Annotated in this window: 17 protein-coding genes; 12 read left to right on the top strand and 5 right to left on the bottom strand. The window is 74.6% G+C overall.

The features are described from left to right. Positions 1 to 17 precede the first annotated feature (17 nt). The gene (locus ACIRS1_RS30540) at positions 18 to 2780 is read left to right on the top strand and encodes a cation-translocating P-type ATPase (RefSeq protein ID WP_402845333.1); all 2763 of its coding nucleotides are present in this window, start codon (positions 18 to 20) and stop codon (positions 2778 to 2780) included. A gap of 101 nt (positions 2781 to 2881) precedes the next feature. Beyond that, positions 2882 to 4705: a SulP family inorganic anion transporter gene (locus ACIRS1_RS30535; protein WP_402845331.1), complete on the top strand. Its 1824-nt coding sequence runs from the start codon at positions 2882 to 2884 to the stop codon at positions 4703 to 4705. A gap of 7 nt (positions 4706 to 4712) precedes the next feature. On the opposite strand, the gene ACIRS1_RS30530 is transcribed toward ACIRS1_RS30535, so the two are convergent. Beyond that, on the bottom strand, positions 4713 to 5621 hold the full coding sequence (locus tag ACIRS1_RS30530) for an MBL fold metallo-hydrolase (RefSeq protein WP_402845330.1): 909 nt from the start codon (positions 5619 to 5621) through the stop codon (positions 4713 to 4715). A 70-nt stretch (positions 5622 to 5691) separates the two neighbouring features. Beyond that, complete coding sequence (locus tag ACIRS1_RS30525) at positions 5692 to 7005, bottom strand: MFS transporter (RefSeq protein WP_402845328.1); 1314 nt, start codon at positions 7003 to 7005, stop codon at positions 5692 to 5694. A 220-nt stretch (positions 7006 to 7225) separates the two neighbouring features. Here ACIRS1_RS30525 and ACIRS1_RS30520 point away from each other — a divergent pair, with 220 nt between their 5' ends. Continuing rightward, the gene (locus ACIRS1_RS30520) at positions 7226 to 7792 is read left to right on the top strand and encodes a TetR/AcrR family transcriptional regulator (protein ID WP_402845326.1); all 567 of its coding nucleotides are present in this window, start codon (positions 7226 to 7228) and stop codon (positions 7790 to 7792) included. A 419-nt stretch (positions 7793 to 8211) separates the two neighbouring features. Here ACIRS1_RS30520 and ACIRS1_RS30515 read toward each other — a convergent pair whose 3' ends face one another. After that, positions 8212 to 9390 (bottom strand): agmatine/peptidylarginine deiminase, encoded by a 1179-nt coding sequence (locus tag ACIRS1_RS30515; RefSeq protein ID WP_402845324.1) that lies wholly within the window; start codon positions 9388 to 9390, stop codon positions 8212 to 8214. Positions 9391 to 9629: 239 nt separating this feature from the next. On the opposite strand from ACIRS1_RS30515, the gene tatA reads away from it, so the two are divergent. Beyond that, on the top strand, positions 9630 to 9908 hold the full coding sequence (gene tatA / locus ACIRS1_RS30510; protein WP_402845323.1) for a Sec-independent protein translocase subunit TatA: 279 nt from the start codon (positions 9630 to 9632) through the stop codon (positions 9906 to 9908). A 197-nt stretch (positions 9909 to 10105) separates the two neighbouring features. Here tatA and ACIRS1_RS30505 read toward each other — a convergent pair whose 3' ends face one another. Both ACIRS1_RS30505 and ACIRS1_RS30500 read right to left on the bottom strand, forming a co-directional pair. Then, the gene (locus ACIRS1_RS30505; protein ID WP_402845321.1) at positions 10106 to 11875 is read right to left on the bottom strand and encodes a protein kinase; all 1770 of its coding nucleotides are present in this window, start codon (positions 11873 to 11875) and stop codon (positions 10106 to 10108) included. 170 nt (positions 11876 to 12045) lie between these two features. Continuing rightward, a complete protein-coding gene (locus tag ACIRS1_RS30500) occupies positions 12046 to 12618 on the bottom strand; it encodes a TetR/AcrR family transcriptional regulator (RefSeq protein ID WP_402845320.1) in 573 nt (190 codons plus the stop codon). A 261-nt stretch (positions 12619 to 12879) separates the two neighbouring features. Between ACIRS1_RS30500 and ACIRS1_RS30495 the strand changes: the two genes are divergently transcribed. The 8 genes from ACIRS1_RS30495 to ACIRS1_RS30460 all read left to right on the top strand — a co-directional run bounded on the left by ACIRS1_RS30495 (position 12880) and on the right by ACIRS1_RS30460 (position 22011). Next, the gene (locus ACIRS1_RS30495) at positions 12880 to 14097 is read left to right on the top strand and encodes an agmatine deiminase family protein (protein ID WP_402845318.1); all 1218 of its coding nucleotides are present in this window, start codon (positions 12880 to 12882) and stop codon (positions 14095 to 14097) included. Positions 14098 to 14301: 204 nt separating this feature from the next. Next, positions 14302 to 15306, top strand: coding sequence for an agmatine/peptidylarginine deiminase (locus ACIRS1_RS30490; protein ID WP_402845316.1), 1005 nt, complete (start codon positions 14302 to 14304; stop codon positions 15304 to 15306). Between the two features lie 35 nt (positions 15307 to 15341). After that, positions 15342 to 17009 carry an ABC transporter substrate-binding protein gene (locus tag ACIRS1_RS30485; protein ID WP_402845314.1) on the top strand — a complete coding sequence of 556 codons (1668 nt, stop codon included), beginning with the start codon at positions 15342 to 15344 and terminating at the stop codon, positions 17007 to 17009. Continuing rightward, complete coding sequence (locus tag ACIRS1_RS30480) at positions 17006 to 17965, top strand: ABC transporter permease (RefSeq protein ID WP_387906506.1); 960 nt, start codon at positions 17006 to 17008, stop codon at positions 17963 to 17965. Before ACIRS1_RS30485 ends, ACIRS1_RS30480 begins: the two co-directional genes overlap by 4 nt. Then, positions 17962 to 18816 (top strand): ABC transporter permease, encoded by an 855-nt coding sequence (locus ACIRS1_RS30475; RefSeq protein ID WP_402845312.1) that lies wholly within the window; start codon positions 17962 to 17964, stop codon positions 18814 to 18816. Before ACIRS1_RS30480 ends, ACIRS1_RS30475 begins: the two co-directional genes overlap by 4 nt. Continuing rightward, a complete protein-coding gene (locus tag ACIRS1_RS30470) occupies positions 18813 to 19790 on the top strand; it encodes an ABC transporter ATP-binding protein (protein WP_402845310.1) in 978 nt (325 codons plus the stop codon). Before ACIRS1_RS30475 ends, ACIRS1_RS30470 begins: the two co-directional genes overlap by 4 nt. Further along, entirely contained in the window at positions 19783 to 20619 is an 837-nt protein-coding gene (locus ACIRS1_RS30465; protein ID WP_402845308.1) for an ABC transporter ATP-binding protein, read from the top strand. The genes ACIRS1_RS30470 and ACIRS1_RS30465 overlap by 8 nt, the downstream gene beginning before the upstream one ends. A 210-nt stretch (positions 20620 to 20829) precedes the next feature. Continuing rightward, the gene (locus tag ACIRS1_RS30460; RefSeq protein WP_402845306.1) at positions 20830 to 22011 is read left to right on the top strand and encodes an agmatine deiminase family protein; all 1182 of its coding nucleotides are present in this window, start codon (positions 20830 to 20832) and stop codon (positions 22009 to 22011) included. Positions 22012 to 22045 lie beyond the last annotated feature (34 nt).

Below are 22045 nucleotides of genomic sequence, written 5' to 3'. Positions count from 1 at the left end.
GACCCTGAGGAGTGGAGATGGCGGAGCAGGCTGACCCGTCCGGAGCGCCGGTGGGTGCGGGGGCGTCCCCGACGCCCTGGTACGCGCGCCCGCCGGCGGAGGTCGCCGCCGCGCTGGGGGTGGACCCGGCGACCGGGCTCACCGCGGCGCGGGCGGCCGAACTGCTCGCCGCGCACGGGCCGAACGCCCTGCCGGAGGAGAAGGCGCGGCCGGGCTGGCTGCGCTTCCTCGACCAGTACCGCAGCTACATGCAGATCATCCTGGTGGCGGCGGCGGTGGTGTCGATGGCGATCGGGGAGTGGGCCACCGCGATCCTGCTGGTCGTGCTGACCCTGTTCAACGCGGTGGTCGGGCTGCGGCAGGAGGGCAAGGCCGAGAGCGCGATGAACGCGCTGAAGTCGATGATGCGGGCGACCGCGCGGGTGCGGCGGGACGGGACGGAGGCGGAGGTCCCGGCCGAACGGCTGGTCGTGGGCGACGTGGTGCTCGTCTCGGCGGGCGACGAGGTCCCGGCGGACGGGCGGATCGTCGAGGCCAGCGCGCTGCAGATCGACGAGTCGGCGCTGACCGGCGAGAGCGTCCCCGCGGTGAAGGACGCCGGCACGCTGGCGGCGGGCCCGCTCGGCCCGGGCGACCGGACCAACACGGCGTTCATGAACACCCCGGTCACGCACGGCAGCGGACTGCTCGTCATCACCGGGACCGGCGTGGACACCGAGCTGGGCAAGATCTCCGGGATGCTGTCGGCCACCGAGAAGGAGCAGTCGCCGCTGACCCGGGAGCTCAACACCCTGACGCTCTGGATCGCGGCGGCGGCCGGCCTGACCATGATCGTGATGTTCGCCCTCGGCCGCAGCCGCGACCAGGCCTGGGACGCGCTCTTCGTCAGCGCGGTCTCGCTGGCCATCGCGGCCATCCCGGAGGCGCTGCCCACCGTCAGCCAGGTGATCCTCTCCGTGGGCAGCCTCAACCTGGCCAAGCGGCACGCGATCGTGAAGGAGCTGCCGTCCGTCGAGACCCTCGGCTTCACGTCGGCGATCAACTCCGACAAGACCGGCACCCTGACGATGAACCAGATGACGGTCGTCGAGGTGCTCAGCCCCACCGACCGCTACACCGTCTCCGGGACGGGCTACCGCCTCGACGGGAGGGTCCACCACGCCGCCGGGTCCGCGGCGGGCATCGAGGACGCCATCCTGCCCTACCTGGTCGCCAACGACGCCAAGCTGGTGGGCGGCGAGGTCGTCGGGGACCCGACCGAGGGCGCCCTGCTCGTCCTCGCGCACAAGGCCGGGCTGGACATCGAGGCCAGCCGGGAGCGCTTCCCCCGGCTCGCCACCCTGCCGTTCGACCCCGGCTACAAGCTGATGGCCACCTTCAACGAGGCGAAGGACGCGGACGGCCGCCCGGTGGTGCGGTGCTTCGTCAAGGGCGCTGCGCCCGCGGTGACGGCCCGGGCCGTCACCGCCCTCGCGGACGGCCGGGTCGTGCCCTGGGACGGCGACCTCGGCGCCCGCGCCCTGGCGCAGACCGAGCGGATGGGCGGCGAGGGGCTGCGGGTGATGGCCGGGGCCGTCCGGGACCTGGACCCGGCGGACTTCGACCCGGACGGCGACCTGCTGGCGCTCGTCGTCGACCTGCGGATGACCAGTCTGGTGGGCATGGTCGACCCGCCGCGCGAGGAGTCGCGGGCCGCGGTCGCCGACGCGCAGGCCGCCCACATCCGGGTCCGGATGGTCACGGGTGACGACGTCACCACCGGGGCGGCCATCGCCCGCCAGCTCGGCATCGAGGGCGAGGCCGTGCTCGGCGCCGACTTCGCCGCGCTGCCGGAGCACGAGCGGCTGGCGCGGATCGACGGCATCGGGGTGGTCGGCCGGGTCGCGCCGGAGCACAAGGTGCTGCTCGCGGCCACGCTCAAGAAGAAGGGCGACGTGGTCGCGATGACGGGCGACGGCGTCAACGACGCGCCCGCCATCAAGGCCGCCGACATCGGCATCGCCATGGGCAGCGGCACCGACGTGGCGAAGAACGCGAGCCGCATGGTCCTCGCCGACGACAACTTCGCCACCATCGTCTACGCGGTGGGGGAGGGGCGGAAGCTCTACGACAACCTCACCAAGTACATCCGGTTCGTCCTGGTGCTGCTGGTGACGTTCGTGCTGACCTTCCTCGGCGCGGCGGTCCTGAACATCGCGGCGGGCGAGCCGTTCACCCCGGCGCAGGTGCTGTGGGTGCACTTCGTGGTCAACGCCCCGTTCGGCTTCGCGCTGGGCTTCGACCGGGAGAGCCCCGGACTGATGCGGCGCACCCCGCGTCCGCGCGGCGAGTCGGTGCTGACCGGGCCCGTCGTGGTCACCGTCGGTCTCGCCGGGCTGGCCGTCACCGTCGCCCTGCTGCTGCTGATCAAGCTGGGCGAGGCGCACTACGGCAGCGTCGCGGTCGGCAACTCGATCGCGTTCACCGCCTTCGCGCTCTGCCTGATCGTCGCGGCCTACGAGTGCCGCAGTGAGCGCGGTTCGGTGCTGACGGTCGCCACCTTCGACAGCCGGCAGATGAACCTGGCGGCCCTGGCGGAGTTCGTGCTGGCGGTGCTGGTCACCCAGATGGACGCGTTCCGCCGGCTCCTCGGGACCACCGACATCGACGTCCGGCAGTTCGGGTGGGCGCTGCTGGCCGCGGTCGCGCTCCTGCTGCTGTGGGAGCTGGGCAAGCTGCCGGCCCGCCGACGGGCTCCCACCGGGGCCGGGGCCGGGGTGGGGGCCGAGCCCGGTCCGTGAGCGGTGGTGGCCGGTGGGCGGGCGGTGGTGGCGGGTCCGCGGGTAGCGGCGGTCCGGGACCGCAGGGTGGTGCTCGGGGGCCTGGTGACGGAAGGAGAGCGATGGCTGCGGGCGGTCCCGGCGGAGGGTGGCGCCGGGTGCTGCCGGCCCTGCCGGGGCTCGCGGTGCTCCGCCGCTACCGGCGGGACTGGCTGCGGGGCGACCTGCTGGCCGGCGTCACGGTGGTCGCCTACCTGGTGCCGCAGGTCATGGCGTACGCGAGCGTCGCGGGCCTGCCGCCCGTCACCGGGCTGTGGGCCATCCTGCCGGCGATCGTGCTCTACGCGCTGGTCGGGTCGTCCCGGCTGTTGTCGGTCGGGCCGGAGTCGACCACGGCGCTGATGACCGCGACCGTGGTCGGGCCGCTGGCCGGCGGGGACCCGGCCCGCTACGCCGTCCTGGCGGCGGGTCTCGCCGTGGTGGTCGGCGTGCTGTGCGTGCTGGCGTGGCTGGCCAGGCTCGGCTTCGTCGCCGACCTGCTCTCGCGGCCGGTGCTGATCGGCTACCTCACGGGCGTGGCGCTGATCATGATCGTGGACCAGCTGTCCAAGCTGACCGGCGTCGACGTGCGCGGCGAGGGGTTCTTCCCGCAGCTGGCGTCGTTCCTGGGCGACCTCACCGAGGCCAACCTGCCGACCGTCGCCTTCAGCGCCGCCACCCTGCTCTTCCTCCTCCTGGTGGCCCGCCTCCGCCCCGGGCTGCCCGGCCCGCTGCTGGCGGTCGTGCTCGGCACGGCGGTCTCCGCGGCGTTCTCGCTCGAGGAGTACGGCCTCGCGGTGATCGGCGGCATCCCGGCGGGGCTGCCCGCCCCCCGGCTGCCGGACCTGGGCGACCTGTCCCGGCTCGCCCTGCCCGCGCTGGGCATCCTGCTGGTCGGCTACACCGACTTCATCCTGACCGCGCGCGCCTTCGACGGGCCCGACGGGGAGCGGCGCCTGGACGCCGACCAGGAACTGCTGGGCCTCGGCGCGGCCAACCTCGGCGCCGGCTTCTTCCAGGGCTTCCCGGTGAGCAGCAGCGCCAGCCGCACCGCGCTGGCCCAGTCGGCGGGAGCGCGGAGCCAGCTGTACGCGCTGGCGGCCGGTGTCGGGGTGGTCGCCGTCCTGCTGTTCCTCGGCCCGCTGCTGCACGACACCCCGGACGCCGTGCTGGGCGCCCTGGTGGTCTTCGCCGCGCTCCGGATGATCGACGTCGCGGGGTTCCGGAGGCTGGCCTCCTTCCGGCGCCGCGAACTGCTGCTGGCCGTCGGCTGCACGGTGGGCGTGCTGACCCTGGACATCCTCTACGGCGTGCTGGTGGCGGTGGGGCTGTCGGTGGTCGAGCTGCTCAGCAGGGTCGCCCGGCCGCACGACGCCGTGCTCGGCCTGGTGCCGGGCGTGGCCGGGATGCACGACGTCGACGACTACCCCGCGGCGCGGACCCTCCCCGGGCTGGTGGTGTACCGCTACGACTCCCCGCTGTTCTTCGCCAACGCGGAGGACTTCCGGCGCCGCGCGCTGGCGGCCCTGGCCGAACAGCCGGGGCCGGTGCGGTGGTTCGTGCTCAACACCGAGGCGAACGTCGAGGTGGACATCACCGGACTGGACTCGGTGGACGCCCTGCGGGTCGAACTGGCCTCCCGCGGGGTGGTGTTCGCCCTGGCCCGGGTGAAGCAGGACCTGCGGGACGAGCTCGACGCGTACGGGCTGAGCGCGTCCGTCGGCGCCGACCGGATCTTCCCCACGCTGCCGACGGCGGTGGCCGCCTACCGCTCCTGGGCGCGGGGTGCCGGGACGGACGGTGCTCCGGACGGTGACGGGCCGGGCGATGAGGCGGGCGGTGCGTGGGGTGACGGGCCGGGCGACGGGCCGGGCGAGGGGGCGCCGGGTGGGCCGGCGCCCTCGTGACCGGAGGTCAGGCCGTGCGGGCGGGGACCGCGTCGAGGCGGTAGCCGTCGGCGTGGGGGACGACGTGGCCGGCGGTCGGCGGGGCGAAGTGGGTGCCGAGGACGAGGGCGTCGGTGCCGGCGAGGGAGGCCAGGAGGGCGCGGCGGGTGGCCTCGGACTGCCGGGGGTCGATGTCGACGCAGGCGCCGACGGCGGGGTGGGCGAACTGGACGGGGTGGTGGACGCAGTCCCCGGTGATCAGCGCCGTCGCGCCGCGGCTGGTCAGTTCGACCGCGACGTGGCCCGGGGTGTGGCCCGGCGTGGGGAGCAGGCGCAGGCCGGGGAGGACCTCGGTGCCGCCCTCGGCGACGTCGACCGGGTCGAGCAGTCCGGCCCGCTCGACCGGGAGCACGGAGTCCTCGAACATCTGCCGGCGGGCCTCCTCCATGGGGTGGGCGGCCCAGAACTCGCGTTCGGTGCGGCTGGTGACGTAGCGGGCGTGGGGGAAGGTGGGGACCCACTGGCCGTCGACCAGGCGGGTGTTCCAGCCGACGTGGTCGGCGTGCAGGTGGGTGAGGATCACCAGGTCGACGGTGTCGGGGGCGAAGCCGGCGGCGGTGAGGCGCTCGAGGAAGTCGGTCCGCAGGTCGTGCCAGGCCGGGTTGGCGCGCTCCTTGCCGTTGCCGATGCCGGTGTCGACGAGGACGCGCAGCCCGTCGACGACGAAGGCGAAGGTGTGGCTGTCGATGTGCAGGGTGCCGTCGGCGCCGGCGAAGTGGGGGTGCAGCCAGTCCTGGGCGGTCACCAGCGCGGGGGTGGCGTCGGGCAGCAGCCACTGCCCGGTGGCGGGCGGCAGGGGGATCTCGTCGACGCGGTGGACGGTGAGGTCGCCGACGGTCCAGGTGGGGGCGGTGGTGGTGGCGGGCGTGGTCGGCATGGTTCGTCGGTCCTTCGGTTGCTCGGGCGGTTCGGCCGGTCGGGGTTCGGTTCGGCTGGTTCGGGTCGCTTCAGCGGAGGCGGTCGGGGGCCGGTGCGGCGGCGGGGTGGGCCGGGGCGGCCCGGCGCCGGGACACGGCGAGTGCGGCGAGTGCGGCGAGGGCGAGCAGGGCGGCGGCGATGCCGTAGGCGTGCGCGGTGGCCCCGAGCCCGTACGACCGGGTGGCGGCGCCCGCGGCGATGGCGGGCAGGCTCATGGCGAGGTAGCTGAGGACGTAGTAGGCGGCCAGGGTCGCGGCGCGGTCCGGCACGTCGAGGGAGCCGAGGAGGAGGCGCAGCGCCCCCTGGGAGACGGCGCCGAAGGCCGCGCCGGCGAGGGCCGCGCCGGCGTGGACGGCGGGGAGCCCGGCGCCGTGCATCCCGAGCAGGGTCAGGGCGGTGGCGGGCGGGACGGCCAGGCAGCCGCCGACCGTGGCGGTGAGGGGCGAACTGCGGCGCAGCGCCCACACGGTGAGCGCGGCGGTGGCGCTGACGGTGAAGAAGACCAGGCCGCGGGCCGACTGCGGGGCGTCGGGGGCGACCAGCCGGACGAGCGCCGGGCCGAGCGAGGAGTAGAAGCCTCCCAGGGCCCACACCGCGGCGACTCCGGTGCCGACGGCCAGCAGCGTGCGGCGGGCGGTGGGCGGGAGGGCGAGCCGTGGGCTCAGGGAGCGCAGGGCGCCCGGGCGGCGGCGCGCCGTCTCGGTGGTGAAGGCGACCGCGACGGCCTGGGCGGTGAACACGGCCGCGAGCAGGGCGTAGACGGTGACGGTGGGGGCGGGCGCGAACCGGACGAGCAGGGTGGCGGCGAGGACGCCGGCGGCCATGCCGGCGACCGGGGCGATGCTGTTGGTCAGCGCGGAGCGGCCCGGGTGCCGGGGGTGTTCCAGGTCGAGGAGGGCCGCCCCCGCGGCGCCGGTGGCCGTGCCGGTGGCCAGCCCCTGGAGGACCCGGGCGGCGAGCAGGGTGCCCGCGCCGTCCGCGGAGGCCAGCAGCAGCATGGCGGCGGCCTCGACGACCAGGGCGGCCGCCAGGACGGGGCGCCGTCCGAGGTGGTCGGAGAGCGCCCCGGTGGTGAGCAGTGCTGCCAGCAGGGCCAGTGCGTAGGCGCTGAAGACCGCGGTGACGGCGAGCGGGGAGAGGCCCCACTGCTCCTGGTAGAGGGGGTAGAGCGGGGTCGGGGCGCTGGAGGCGGCCAGCAGGGTGGCCAGTGCCGAGGCGTCGAGGGCGAAGGACGCTGCACGCCGGCCGGGGCGGGTGTGGTCGGGTCGGGCACGGTCGGGGCGGCGGGGGCAGCCGGCCCGGAGGGACGGGAGTGCGGGGGCGTGGGGCGTCGCGCTGGGCATGGGGGCTCCTTCCCGCTAAAGCGACTCGTTTGCGTTAAGGACACCGTAGGGGCGGGTGGACGGTTAACGCAATCCCTTAGCTTTTGTGGTCCCAGCGCGCGTCGAGGCCGCGGCGAGGGCGTGGTGAGTCCGCGTCGAGGCCCTGGTGAGGGTGGTCCGGTGCGGCCAGGGGTGGCCCGAGTGCCCGCTAAACGCAAGGAATGTGCTTTAAGCTGGTGGCATGAGTCCTCGGCAGATGGTGCGCCCGGGCGGGCGCAGCGCCCGGGTCCAGGCAGCGGTGCACGAGGCCGTGCGCGACCTCCTCGCGGAGGTGGACCGGGACGCCCTGACCGTGCCGCTGGTCGCCCAGCGCGCCGGAGTCACCCCGTCGACGATCTACCGCCGCTGGGGCGACCTGCAGGAGCTGCTGTCGGACGTCGCGGTGGAACGGCTGCGGCCCGACACGGCGCCGGACGACCACGGCGACCTGCGCACCGACCTCACCGCCTGGGCCGAGCAGTTCCTCGACGAGATGTCGTCCCCCTCCGGCCGCGCCTACATCCGCGACGCCCTGCTCGGCGACCCGGACGGCAGCAACGCCGGCCAGTGCTCGGCCTACGCGGCCGAGCACATCGGCGTCGTCCTCGCCCGGGCGGGGGCCCGCGGTGAGGACGTCCCCGACGTGGAGACCGCCATGGACCGCGTCGTCGCCCCGATGATGTACCGCATCCTGTTCCGGCCGACCGGGCTCGATGCGGCGTACGCGCGGCGGCTGGTGGCCGAACTCCTCGGCGGGGCCACGCCCTAGGACGCACCGCGGGGAAGCCGGCCGCGAACACCACGTGCCGCGGGCCGTCGGCGCCGAAGATCCGCCCCTGCTCGCGGGCCAGCCGCACTCGGAACGCCGGCGACATCAGGGTCTTGGCCTGCGCGCCGTCCGGTGCCGACTCCTCCCAGAGCACCACCCGCCCCGCCCGTGCGGACTCCCGGACGACGTCCTGTCCCATCGTGCCCCCCCATCGTGCCGGTCGGTAGGGCGGCGGACGCGTCGGGCCTCCACCCGTGGCGGGCCGACCGGCTCCGGACTCTAGGCGGCACCCGGGTGCGCGCGGCGGAGAGCCGGCGGATTCGGCCCCGGGAGCGACGGAAACCGCCGTTCCCCTTGTCAGGCGGGGTGTTGCGGTGGCATGGGCCGGCGCCCCACCCCGCAGCGGTGGCGGTGCCCGGTCAGCCGGCGGGCTGGTCGTGGGTGGAGCAGTGGATGCCGCCGCCGCCCGAGGCGATGGCGTCGATCTGGAGCGGCACGATCTCGCGGCCGGGGAAGTGGTCGCGGAAGACCTCCTGGGCGTGGTCGTCGGCCCGGGGGTCGCCGAACAGGGGCAGGTAGACGCCCTTGTTGCCGATGTAGAAGTTCATGTACGAGGAGACGAAGGCGTCGCCGCGGCCGGTGATCTTGTCCGGGTCGGGCTGGCCGATCTCGATGACCTTCAGCTTCTTGCCGGTGGCGTCGGTCGCCTCGGACAGGACGGACCTGGCCTGGTCGGCGGAGCGGGACCAGACGTCGGCGGGGGTGCCGGGGAAGGCCCGGTCGAGGAAGACGACCCCGGGTGCGGCGAAGCGGGCCAGGCAGTCGACGTGGGCGTCGGTGATGTCCTTGCCCTTGACGCCGGCGAGCCAGATCACCTTGGTGGCGCCCAGCGCCTGCTTGAGCTCGGCCTCGACCTGGTCGCGGCTCATGCCCGGGTTGCGGTTGTCGTTGACGACGGAGCTCTCGGTGACCATCAGGGTGCCCAGGCCGTCGGTCTCGAAGGAGCCGCCCTCGGCGACCAGCCTGGTGTCGACGCGCTCGATCCCGTAGGCGTCGAGCACCGCCCGGGCGAGGCGGCCGTCGTTGGTGTGCTCCTGCTTGCCGCCCCAGCCGCTGAAGTTGAAGTCGACGCCCTTGACCTTGCCGCCCTCCTCCACGAAGACCGGCACGGTGTCCCGGGCCCACAGGTCGTCGACCGGGGTGGCGTGCAGTTCGACGCCGGTTCCGCAGGCGTTGCGGGCCGAGGCCTCCTGGCCGGGGCGGACGAGCAGGATCAGCGGTTCGCGTTCGGCGACGGCCCGGGCCACCTCGGCGATGTCCTTGCGGACGGACGCCAGCTGGTCGCCCCAGACGTTCCCGGAGGCGGGCCAGGCCATGAACGTCCGTTCGTGCTTCTCCCACTCACCGCCGAGCCGGCGCCCGCGCGCCGGGGCGGGTGCCGGGGGTTCGGCCGACGGGGTGTCGGCGGTGCCGGAGGACGGTGCGGCCGGATCGGCCGGCTCGTCGAGGGCTGCGCAGGCGGTCGCGCCGAGGGCGAGCGCGCCGGCTCCGGCGAGGGAGCGCAGCACCGTGCGGCGGGCGAGCGGGGAGAGGGACACGCTGTCCTCCGGTGGGGCTGGGGGGTGGTTCGGGTGCGGTGCGGTGCGCGGGCCGGGGTGGTGGCCCGGGCGGCGCCCGGCGGTGCCGGACACGGGTGGTCGGCGGCACCGGACTGAACTGTCGCATTGACTGAAAAATCAGTCAAGCTTACGGTGGGCGTCACCCCAACCACCCCGAGACGACCGGCCGCCGAGCGGGCGGCCCGGTCGCGGACGACGAAAGGCCGGGTGAGGCAGCCGTGCTTCGCAATGCTCTGGAGCCCTGGCACCTCCTGGTGCTGGTGGCGGTCGTGGTGCTGCTCTTCGGCTCCCGCAAGCTGCCCGACATGGCCCGCGGACTGGGCAAGTCGATGCGCATCCTGAAGGCCGAGACGGCGGCGATGCGGGAGGAGGAGAAGCACGCCGCCGATGCGGCGGCAGCCGGCGCCGCCCCGGCCGCTGCAGCCCCGGTCGCCGGTGCGGCGGCCGGCGGTCCGGTGGCCGGCGGTCCGGGCGAGCCGGTGCGGCGGCAGCCCTGACCGGTGCCCCCGCAGGGGGGGGCGACCGTGCGCGGTGGCGGCGCCCCGGGGAGAGCCGTCGTCCGCCACCCCCGGGTGGCGGGCGGCGGCTCTCGGCCGTCGCGGCCCAGGCCACCGCGGTTCGGCCACGGCGGTTCGGCCGACCGCGGGTTACGGCCGACCGCGGGTTCGGCCACCGCGCCTCGCCCGTGGCGGGCTCAGCCGTTGCGGCGGTAGCGGTCCAGGGAGACCCGGACCGGCCCGTCCGCGCCCGCGGTGGACAGCACCCGGACGATGGCGAGGTCCCGGCCGTCGGCCGAGCGGAGGCAGAAGGCCCCGCGCGGCCCGACCGCGCTGAACGGCAGCCGTGCGGACGGATGGCTGCCGAGCCCCTTGAGGCAGTCGGCCACGGTGAGTCCGGCGTCCCGGCCGATGAAGGAGTCGGCGTTCTCCGGGTAGAGGAACTCGCTCTCGTTGCGGCTGACGTACCAGGTGGCGCTGTCGGCCGGGACCACGGTGCCGGTGGAGAGGTCGAACTCGTAGCCGGAGTCCGTCGAGGCGAGTTCGACCGCGCGGTAGACGGGGGCGAAGTCCGCGGTGGGCACCGCCGAGGGGGAGGCGGTCGGCGGGGCGGAGGCCGTGCGGGAGGGCGTCGCGGGCGCGCTGGGCGTGGTGGGTGAGGTCGACGCCGCGCCCGGCGCCCGGCCGCCCGGGGTGGCGGTGTCGGCCACCGGGTTCTCGGCGGGCGCCGCCTCCACCGGGTCCGGGTCGTCGAGCAGGAACACCGTGGCCGCGGCGCCGACGAGCAGGGCGACGGCGGCGGTGAGGGCCGTCCGGCCGAGGGCCCGGCTCCGGTCGTCCTTCCCGCGGGAGCCCCGGTGCGGTGCGGGCGCGGGCGCCGCGGCACCGGCGGCGGGGGAGAGTGCTGCGGGGGCGGCGGCGAGCACGGTGGGCGTCGGGACCGGGGTGCCGCCGCCGTCCGGGGCGGTGGGGGCGAGCTGCGTCGCGGCCGTGGCCCACTCGGGCCGGGCCACCACGGCGGTGCGGGCCTCGGCGGGCACCTGCGGCAGGTCGGCGTGCCGGGTGAGCTGGCCGGCCAGCGGGTGCGGCAGCCAGTCCTCGCCGAACCTCAGGTGCCCGCCCACGGCCGGGTGGCCCTGGGCGGCGGCGATCACCTCGGCGGTGCTGGGGCGGTCCTCGGGCTGCTTGGCGAGGCAGCGCCGGAGGAGTTCGTGCAGGTCGGCGGGGACCCGGCTGAGGTCGGGGTCCTCGTGGACGGCCCGGTAGAGCGTCGCCGGGTCCGGTCCGTCGCCGAAGGGCGGGGTGCCGCCGGCGACGTGGACGGCCAGGGCGCCGAGGGCGTAGACGTCGGTCGCGGGGGTGGCGGGCCGGCCGGTGGCCTGCTCGGGGGCCATGTAGGCGGGCGAGCCGATGCGCAGTCCGGTGCCGGTGAGGGCGGCGGCGTCGGCCGCGCGGGCGATCCCGAAGTCGATCACCCGGGGGCCGTCGGAGGCGATCAGCACGTTGCCGGGCTTGAGGTCGCGGTGCACCACGCCGGTGGCGTGGATGGCCTGCAGGGCCTCGGCGATGCCGGCCATCAGCAGCAGGACGGTCCGTTCCGGGAGGGGGCCGAAGCGCTGGACGACCTGCTGGAGCGAGGGGCCGGGCACGTAGGTGGTGGCCAGCCAGGGCGTGGCGGCCTCCACGCCGGCGTCGACGACCTGCGCGGTGAACAGTCCGTGGATGAGCCGGGCGCTGGCCACCTCCTGGGCGAACCGGGCCCGGAACTCCGGGTCCTCGGCCAGCTCGGGGCGCACCACCTTGAGCGCCACCGGCCGCCCGCCCGGGGTGTAGGAGAGGTAGACCCGGCCCATGCCGCCGGCGCCGAGCCGGGCGTACAGCCGGTAGCCGCCGACCTCGCGCGGGTCGTCGACGGTCAGCTCCTGGAAGGCCGGCGGCAGGGCGAAGGGGGGTCGGTCAGCGGACATGCGGGCTGCCTCTCTCGGCGGACAGGGACGGGACGCCGGGCCGGGACGGGGCCCGGGGCGGCCACACCGCGGTTCGGCACAGACGGCACGGCGAAGTTTAGAGGTAGCGTCAGTCTGGCTCGTCGCAGCCCCCTCCGGAACGGTTCCGGCAGTGATCCACGAGACGCGCCCTAGCAGCGCGCCAGCTCCGCGTCGATGGCGTCGCGCAGGAGCAGCCGGGCGTGGTCGAGGGGCAGCGAGCCGCTGAGCCAGCGCACGCTGAGGCCCTCGATGAGGGCCGTGAGCCGTTCCGCGGCGGCCGCGTGGGCGGGGGCGGTGCCGGTGGGGTTGGCGCGGGCGAGGAGTTCGGCGATGTCGTGGACCCAGGTGTGGGTGGTCCTCGCCAGGTCGTCGCGCAGCTCCGTCTCGAAGACGGCGGTGGCCCGCAGTTCGCCCCAGGCGGTGCTGTTCTCCCTGACCTCGGCGGTGTCCTGGAGTTCCAGGAGCAGGACCCGTTCCAGGTCGGCGCGCGGGGTCGAGGCCTGCTCGGAGGGGTCCGGCTCGGCGGTGTAGTGGTCGGCGCGGTCGCTGATGAACTCCAGCGTCTCGCGCAGGATGCCCGCCCGGTCGGTGAAGTGGTAGTAGATCAGCGAGGTGGACACCCCGGCCTCGGTCGCCAGCTCGCCCATGCGCAGCCCGCGTACGCCACGGCGGGCGATCACCCGGGTGGCGGCTTTGAGTATCCCTGTCCGACGGTCCGACATGGGCGCACACTCTACCCGGCTCGGGGTCGGTTTGCCGAGGTCTCCTGATGGTAATTTCAGGATCGATCGCCGGCGACGCGTGCGAAGAGTCGCCAGGTGGTGGCGGTGGGGAGGCCCTCCGGGGCGGTGTCGCGGGGTGATCGATTCCGGGGTGACGGGAGGGGATGCCGGGTTTCTGTGGCCCAAAGGGTTGACTGAATTTTCAGTGCGGTGAAGGATGCGGGGCAACCCCCACCTCCCACCACCTCCAGGGAGCGCTCCTTGCACACCCCCACACCCTCCCGCCGCAGCCTGCTCCGCATCGGCGCGACCGCGCTGCCGCTGCTCGCCCTCGGCACGGTCGCCCCGGCCGTGGCCCGGGCCGCCACCGCCTCGCCGGCCGACCCGGCGGGCCCGGCCGCCGCCCCCGGCGCCGCGCCCGCGGCCGGGCCCGGGACGCTCAGGCTGCGGATGCCGGCCGAGAGCGACCGCCACGACCGCACGTTCATGGCCTGGCCGGCCCTGTCGTCGATCTGGGGCCGCCAGCTCTCCGCGGTGCGCGACGACATCGCCCGGGTCGCCTACGAGATCTCCCGCTACGAGCCGGTCGTCGTGGTCGCCCGCCCCGGCCAGGCCGCCGACGCGCGGTACCGGTGCGGCGGCGGCGCGTACTACCGCATCACCGTCGTCGAGATCCCCAACGACGACCTGTGGATCCGCGACTTCGGCCCGACCTTCCTCGTCGCCCCGGGCGCGATCGCCGGGCTGGACACCAACTTCAACGGCTGGGGCAAGGCCGGCACGCCGTACTACCAGCCCTTCGCCGAGGACGCCGCCGTGGCGGCGAGCCTGCTCGGCCAGTGCGGCGTCGACCGCGTCCAGGCCCCCTTCGTCGGCGAGGGCGGTGCCCTGGAGACCGACGGCCAGGGCACCCTGCTGGCCACCGTCAGCTCGCTGGTGAACCCCAACCGCAACCCCGGCATGTCCCAGGCCCAGGTCGAACAGGCCCTGAAGAGCTCGCTCGGGATGGACAAGGTCATCTGGCTCGCCGGTCTGGCCGGCCAGGACATCACCGACGACCACATCGACTGCCTGGCCCGCTTCACCTCGCCCGGCCGGGTCGTCCTCGACAAGCCCGGCCCTGGCACCTCCCAGGTCTGGATCGACGTCTACGAGCAGGCCCGCCAGGCGCTGCGCGGCGCCACCGACGCCCAGGGCCGCGCCCTGACCGTCGTCGAGCTCCCCGGGCCTGACCGCGCCCTGATCCGCGGGCGCGGCAAGGACTTCCTGTCCAGCTACACCAACTTCTACGTCGCCAACGGGGCCGTGTTCGTCCCGCAGTTCGGCGACACCGCCGCCGACGGCACGGCCTACGCCGTGCTGCAGGCCGAGTTCCCCGACCGCGACGTCGTCCAGGTCAACATCGACACCATCGCGTCCGGCGGCGGCGGCATCCACTGCGCCACCCAGTCCCAGCCCGCGGTACCGCCGGCCCGCTGACCACCCCGGCGGCCCGCCCCACCCCCCACGGAGGCGCGCCGCCGGGGCCCGGTCCGCGCGGGCCGCCCCCGTCCGGGCGCCCGCCCGGCCGCACCACCCGCCGGCCGCACCACCCGCCGGCCGCACCACCCGCCGCCCGGCTGCCCGACCGCCCGGCCGCACGACCGACCGCACCAGTGCCCGACCGACCAGAAGAGGTTCCCCATGACGTTCCGAATGCCCGCCGAGTGGACCGAGCACGAGGGCTGCCTGATGGCCTGGCCCGTCCGGCAGGACCTCTGGGGCGACACCCTCGACGAGGTGAAGCAGGAGTACGCGGCCGTCGCCCGCGCCATCGCCGAGTTCGAGCCGGTCACCATGGCGGCGCCGCCCGGCCACGGCGACGAGGCGCGCTCGCTGTGCGGCGAGGGCGTCACCGTGGTGGAACTGCCGATGGACGACTCGTGGTTCCGCGACTCCGCGCCGATCTTCGTCCTGGACCCCGAGGGCCGCCGGGCCGGCGTGGACTTCCGCTTCAACGCCTGGGGCCGCAAGCACCACCCGTGGGACGCCGACGACCGGATCAGCGCCCTGCTGCTGGACCACCTCGGCGTCCCGGCGATCCGCTCGGAGATGATCCTCGAGGGCGGTGCGATCACCGTCGACGGCGAGGGCACGCTGATCACCACCGAGCAGTGCCTGCTCCACCCCAACCGCAACCCGGACATGAGCCGGGAGGAGATCGAGGCCGAGCTGAAGGCCCGCCTCGGCGTCACCAAGGTGGTCTGGCTGCCGTACGGCGGCCTGCTGGACACCGAGACCGACGGCCACGTCGACGGGGTGTGCGCCTTCGTCGCCCCCGGCAAGGTGATCGTGCAGCTCCCGGCCGACCCGGCGCACCCGGACCACGCGCGGATGCGGGCCAACCGCGCCGTGCTGGAGCACTCCACCGACGCCCAGGGCCGGCCCTTCGAGATCGTCGACGTGCCGCAGGCCGCCTTCGTCGAGGTCGACGGGCAGCGCGTCGAGGTCGGCTACCTGAACTTCTACCTGGCCAACGGCGGTGTGGTCGTGCCGGTCGCCGGCCACCCCGAGGACGACGGCGCCCTGGCGGTGCTCGCGGCCGCGTACCCCGACCGCAAGGTCGTCGGCGTGCGCGCCCGGGTGATCGCCTACGGCGGCGGGGGCGTCCACTGCATCACCCAGCAGATCCCGGCCGCCCGGGCCTGACACCCGCCCCCCGCACGGAACGGAACACCACCCTCATGACACCCGTACCCGCGAGCCCGGCCGGCGCGCCCGTGAGACGCCCGGCCGCCCGCCGGCGCCGCACCGTCGCCACGGTCGCCCTGTCCTCCCTCGCCCTGGTCGCGGCCTGCTCGGGCCCGCCGCGCGGCGGCTCGGACCAGTCCGCCGTCCAGCTCTCCACCGCGGCCCCGGAGGCGAAGGGCGAACTCGAGTCCTTCACCTGGGCCACTTACGCCGAGCCGCCCACGCTCGACTACCTCCAGGCCTTCGACTACCCGCAGAACACCATCCTCTCCAACGTCTGCGAGAGCCTGATGCGCTGGACGCCCCAGCTCACCACGGCCCCCGGCCTGGCGGAGAAGGCGTCCAACCCCGACCCCACCACCTGGGTCTACGACCTGCGCCCCGGGGTGCACTTCCACGACGGCACGGTGATGACCGCCGACGACGTCGTGTACAGCCTCGGCCGGCAGATCAACCCGGACAACGCGGCGGCCTGGGCCTCGGTGTTCCAGAACGTGGACTCCCTCACCAAGACCGGGCCGCTGCAGGTCACCGTCAAGCTCAAGCAGCCCGACTCCCAGTTCCCGCAGTACATGGCGACGGCCGCCGGCGTGGTCGCGTCCAAGGCCGGGATCGAGGCCGCGGGCAAGGACTACGGCACCGCGGGCGGCCTGGACTGCACCGGCCCGTTCAAGCTCGGCACCTGGAACAAGGGCCAGTCGATCGAGCTGCAGCGCTTCGACGACTACTGGGGCACCAAGGCCAAGTCCAAGAAGGCCGTGTTCAGCTTCCTCACCGACCCGTCGGCCCGCACCAACGCGATGCTCACCGGCGACGTCGACGGCGGCTACCTGATCCCCACCGAGAGCTACGACCGGCTCAAGAAGAGCGGCGCGGGGACGCTCTACTTCGGCGAGGGCCTGAGCACCGTCAACCTCAACGTCACCAGCATGGCCGGCCCGCTCGGCGACGTCCGGGTGCGCCGGGCGCTCTCCCTCGCCCTCGACCGCTCCGGATTCGTCCGGACCGGCCTGGCCGGCGCGGGCACCGTCACCGGCTCCCTCACCACCCGGGCGGCCTGGGCCGGCGCCCCGGAGGACGTGCGCCGGAGCGCCTTCGAGAACCTGACGCCCACCGCGCAGGACATCGACAAGGCCAAGGCGCTCGTCCAGGAGGCCGGCGCCAAGGGCAGGACGCTGACCGTCGCGACCAGCAGCATCGGCCAGGACGTCTCGCTGCTCGCCACCGCCGTCCAGGCCGCGGGCGCGAAGATCGGCCTCGACGTCCAGCTGAAGACGATCGCGCCGAACGCCTTCACCTCGCTGTTCACCGACCCCAAGGCGCGCGAGGGCCTGGACATGTTCCCGGAGACGTACTACGAGTCCGTCACCGACCCGCTCGACCTGCTCACCAACTTCAAGACCGGCGCCTACCAGAACTACTCCGGGTTCAGCGACAAGGCCTACGACGACCTCGTCGACCAGGCCTCCGCGGAGTACGACCCGGCCAAGCGCGCCGCCATCGAGGCCAAGCTCCAGCAGACGGCCTCCGAGCAGCTGCTGTGGATCCCGGTCGCCGAGTGGCCGACCACCGTCTTCATGAACAAGCGGATCACCGGCGCCCCGACCACCATCTCGTACATGTACTACCCGTGGGCGGCCGACGTGGGGGCCGCACGGTGAACTTCCTGAGATTCGCCGTCCGGCGGCTGGTCGAGATGGCCGTCACCCTGCTCGGCGCCTCGTTCGTGGTCTTCGGAGCGATGTACCTGGCGCCGGGCAGTCCGGCGAGTTTCCTCCTGTCGGGTCGGTCGGCCTCGCCGGCCGCCCTGCAGGCGCTCAACGCCCAGTACCACCTCGACGACCCCTTCCTGGTCCGCTACCTGCGCTGGCTCGGGCAGATCGTGCAGGGCGACTTCGGACGCTCCATCACCTACCGCACCGACGTCTCCGCGCTGCTCGCCGACCGGCTGCCCGCGACCCTGCTGCTGGTGGCCATGGCGCTGGTGGTGGTCCTGCTCATCGGCCTGGCGCTCGGCTGGATCGGCGCCGTCCGCGGCGGCCGGACCGACGCCACGATCCTGGTCACCACCACCCTCGCGGTGGGCACCCCGTCCTTCGTCGCGGCCGTCCTGCTGCAGGGCCTGTTCGCGGTGAAGTTGGGCTGGTTCCCGACCAGCGGTGCGGGTGACGGCCTCGGCGACATGCTCTGGCACCTCACGCTGCCCGCCGTCGCCCTGGCCCTCTACCTGATCGGCATGCTCGCCCGGGTCACCCGCTCGGCGATGCTGGACGCGCTGGAGGGCGAGCACGTCACGGTGGCCCGCAGCCGCGGCGTGCCGGAGCGCGAGGTGATCCGCCGGCACGTGTTCCGCAACTCGCTGGGCACCGTGCTCACCACCGGCGGCCTGATCGTCTCCACCCTGCTGGTCTGCACCATCCTGGTGGAGTCCGCGTTCAGCATCGGCGGCATCGGCCAGCTCCTCGAACTGTCCACCAGCACCAAGGACTTCCCGACCGTCCAGGCCATCTCCCTGATCATCGTCGCCCTGTTCATGGTCGTGAACCTGGTCGTCGACCTGCTCCACCCGCTGGTCGATCCCCGGGTCACCCTCGGTTCGAGGAGGTCCGACGCATGAGTGTCGTGCTCACCCGCCGGCCCGGCCTCGCCCGCGTCAAGGCCGCCCGCGCCCCGCTCTACCTGTTCTGCCTCGGCTTCGTCGTGCTGGTGGTGGCGTCGGCCCTGCTCGCGTCCTGGCTGTCGCCGTACGACCCGAACGAGGTCGACCTGTCCGGTGCCCTCGCCGGGCCCTCCGCCGACCACCTGCTCGGCGTCGACGCCGCCGGCCGCGACACCCTCTCGCGGCTGCTGCTCGGCGCCCGGACCTCACTGCTCGGCCCGCTCGGCGTGGTCGTGTTCTCGACCGTCGCCGGCATCGTGGTCGGCCTGGCCGCAGGCTGGCGGGGCGGCTGGCTCGACTCGGTGCTGTCCCGCAGCACCGAGCTGGTCTTCGCCTTCCCCGGCATGCTGCTCGCCATCCTGATCGTCTCGGTCTACGGGGAGGGCCTGCTCGCGCCGGTCACCGCCCTCGCGATCGCCTACCTGCCCTACGTCTCCCGCCTCACCCGCTCGTTGGTGCTGGCCGAGCGGACGCGCCCCTACGTCGCCGCGTACCAGGTCCAGGGGCACTCCGCCCTGCAGATCTGCCTGCGGCACGTCCTGCCGAACATCGCGCCGACCGTCCTCGCCCAGTCCACCATCAACTTCGGATACGCCCTCATGGATCTGGCCGGCCTCTCCTTCCTCGGACTCGGCGTCCCCGCACTCACCCCCGACTGGGGCCGCATGGTCTTCGACGGCCAGACCGCCATCCAGCACGGCTACCCGCTCTCCGCGGTCCTGCCCTGCGCCGTCATCGTGCTGACCGTCGTCGCCTTCAACGTCGTCGGCGAGCGCTGGGCCGACCAGGTCGCCCGGAGGACCGCGTGAACGCACTCGACATCCAGGGGCTGCGGCTGCGGCTGCCCGGCACCGCCCGCCCCGTCCTCGACGGCGTCGACCTCACCGTCGCCCCCGGCGAGACCGTCGCGCTCGTCGGGGAGTCCGGCTCCGGCAAGACCCTCACCTCGCGCGGCGCCCTCGGCCTGCTGCCGCCCGGGGCGGACCCGGAGGGCCGGATCCTCGTCGACGGCGAGGACGTCCTCACCATGGACGCCGACCGGCTGCGCACCCTGCGCACCGGCAAGGCCGCCATGGTCTTCCAGGACCCGCGCGCGGCGGTCAACCCGCTGCGGCGCATCGGGGACTTCCTCACCGAGAGCGTCACCCTCACCGGGGTGCTGAGCAGGGCGGACGCCGACCGGCGCGCCGTCGAGCTGCTCGACGCCGTCGGCCTCGGGCCGGACCTGCTGCGCCGCTACCCCGGCCAGCTGTCCGGCGGCATGCTGCAGCGCGTCATGATCGCCGCCGCGCTGATGGGCGACCCGGTCCTGCTGCTCGCCGACGAGCCCACCACCGCGCTCGACGTCACCAGCCAGGCCGAGGTCATCGCGCTCCTGGACGGGCTGCGCGAACGCTTCGGCACCGGCCTGCTGTTCGTCACCCACGACCTCGGCCTCGCCGCCGCGATCAGCGACCGGGTCTACGTGATGTACGCCGGCCGGATCGTCGAGACCGGCCCGGCCGAGCGCCTGTTCGACCACCCCCGCCACCCCTACACGGCCGCCCTGCTGGCCTCCACCCCCCGGCTGGACAACCCCTCCGGCCGGCTCACCGCGATCGACGGTCAACCACCGGACCTGCGGCAGGAGTTGACCGGCTGCCCGTTCGCCGCCCGCTGCCCGCTCGCCACCGACCTGTGCCGCGAGCAGGCCCCGCCGGCGCGGCCCGTCCCGGGGGAGCCCGGGCACCTGGCCGCCTGCCACCACAGCGACCTCCTCGAAGGGAGCGCCAGCCGTGCCTGAGCCCGGAACCACCCCCCACGACCCGGACCGGACGCCCCCGCCCGCGCTGGAGGTCACCGGGCTGCGCCGCACCTTCGGCACCGTACGGGCCGTCGACGACGTGTCCTTCACCCTCGCGGCCGGCGGATCGCTCGGCATCGTCGGCGAGTCCGGCTCCGGCAAGACCACCACCGCCCGCATCGTCGTCGGCCTCGAACAGGCCGACGAGGGGCGGGTCGCGGTCCGCGGCCGGGCCCGGACCGGCCCGGTCCGGGGCCGGGCGGCGAGGCTGGCCCGCGCCCGCGAGGTCCAGATGGTCTTCCAGGACCCGTACCTCTCCCTGGACCCGCGCACCAGCGTCGAGGCCGTGCTGCGGGAGACCCTGCGCCTGCACTTCCCCGGCACCGACCACGGGGCCCGGATCACCGAGCTCCTCGACCAGGTCGGCCTCGGCACCCGCGCGGCGGACGCGCTGCCGCGCCAGCTCTCCGGCGGGCAGCGCCAACGCGTCGCCATCGCCCGGGCGCTGGCCGTCCAGCCGGCCGTCATGGTCCTGGACGAGGCGGTCGCCGCGCTCGACGTCTCCGTCCAGGCCCAGGTCCTCAACCTGCTCGCCGACATCCGCGAACAGACCGGCATCGGCTACCTGTTCATCACCCACGACCTCGGGGTCGTCCGCTGCGTCACGGACGAGGTGATCGTGATGCGGCACGGGCGGATCGTCGAGGCCGGGCACACCGCGGAGGTCCTCGACGACCCGCAGCACGGCTACACCCGGCTGCTGCTGGAGTCCGTGCCCCGGCCCGGCTGGGATCCCGACCGGATCGCCGCCGCGCGCCGGGCGCTGTAGGCCGCCGCGGTCCGGCAGGTGGTGGGGCCTGCCGGACCGCGGTACCGGTGGTGCGGGCCGGTGCGGGCCGGTGCGGGCCGTTGGGAGCCGGGCCGGCACCCGTCCGGCCGGATTCACCCCGATGGCGGATGCCTGTCGGGCCGGGGCCGGGCCGCCCGTTCCGTAGCGTGCGGGTCCGGACCCCAGGCACCTACCGGAACGAGGCCCCCCATGGCTCACCCCCGGCCGTCCCGCCGCACGCTGCTGCGCTCCGGGGCCGCGCTCGCCGCGCTGGCCCTGACCGACGGCTGCTCCTCCGGCGGCGTCGACGAACCGTCCGCCCCGAGCGGCACCGCCACGGCCCCGGCCCCGGCGGGCACCCCGTCCGCCGCGGCCCGGGCGATGCCCGCCGAATCGGCCCCGCACACCCGGACCTTCATGGCCTGGCCGGCCCTGGAGGAGGTGTGGGGCGACCAGCTCCCCGGCGTCCGCGAGGACATCGCCGGGCTGGCCCGGACCATCGCGGGCTTCGAGCCCGTCGTGCTGCTGGCCCGGCCCGACCAGGCGGACCAGGCCCGGCAGGCCTGCGGCTCCAGCGTCGAGGTGCTCGAGCTGATGGTCGACGACCTCTGGGCCCGGGACACCGGCCCGACCTTCGTCACCGGCCCGCAGGGGCTCGCCGGGGTCGACTTCAACTTCAACGGCTGGGGGAACAAGCAGACCCACGCCGACGACAGCCAGGTCGCCCGCAACCTGCTGGAGCACTACGGCGTGACCCGCGTCCAGGCGCCCGTCACCGGCGAGGGCGGCGGCATCGAGGTGGACGGCGACGGCACGCTGATGGCCACCGAGAGCTCCTGGGTCAACGACAACCGCAACCCCGGCAAGTCCCGCGACCAGATCGAGGCGGCCTTCAAGGACCTGCTCGGGGTCCGGAAGGTGCTGTGGTTCAAGGGGGTCGCCGGCCAGGACATCACCGACTGCCACGTCGACGCGCTCGCCCGCTTCGCCGAACCCGGCACCGTCGTCCTCCACCGCCCGGCCGCGAACACCCCGCCGGACATCTGGAGCATGGCCTCCGACCAGGCGCTCCAGGTCCTGAAGTCCGCCACCGACGCCGGCGGGCGCACGCTCAGGGTGGTCGAGATCCCGGAGCCCGACTTCGACCTGATCCAGGGGTCGGGCAAGAACTTCCTCGCCACCTACATCAACTACTACGTCTGCAACGGGGGCGTCATCGTGCCGCGCTTCGGGGACCAGGCGGCCGACGACCGGGCGGCGGGCATCATCGGCGACCTCCACCCGGGGCGGAAGGTCACCCCCGTCACCATCGACCACATCGCCGGTGGCGGGGGCGGCATCCACTGCGCCACCCAGCAGCAGCCCGCCGTCCCCGGGGCGAGCCCGTCCTAGGGGTCTGTCTGTCGGCCTGTCCGACGAGGGGCCC

The organism is Kitasatospora sp. NPDC101176, assembly GCF_044768035.1.
GTDB lineage: Bacteria > Actinomycetota > Actinomycetes > Streptomycetales > Streptomycetaceae > Kitasatospora.
The sequence above is the reverse complement of the archived record's forward strand: the minus strand, read 5'-3'. Positions and strand labels throughout refer to the sequence as shown.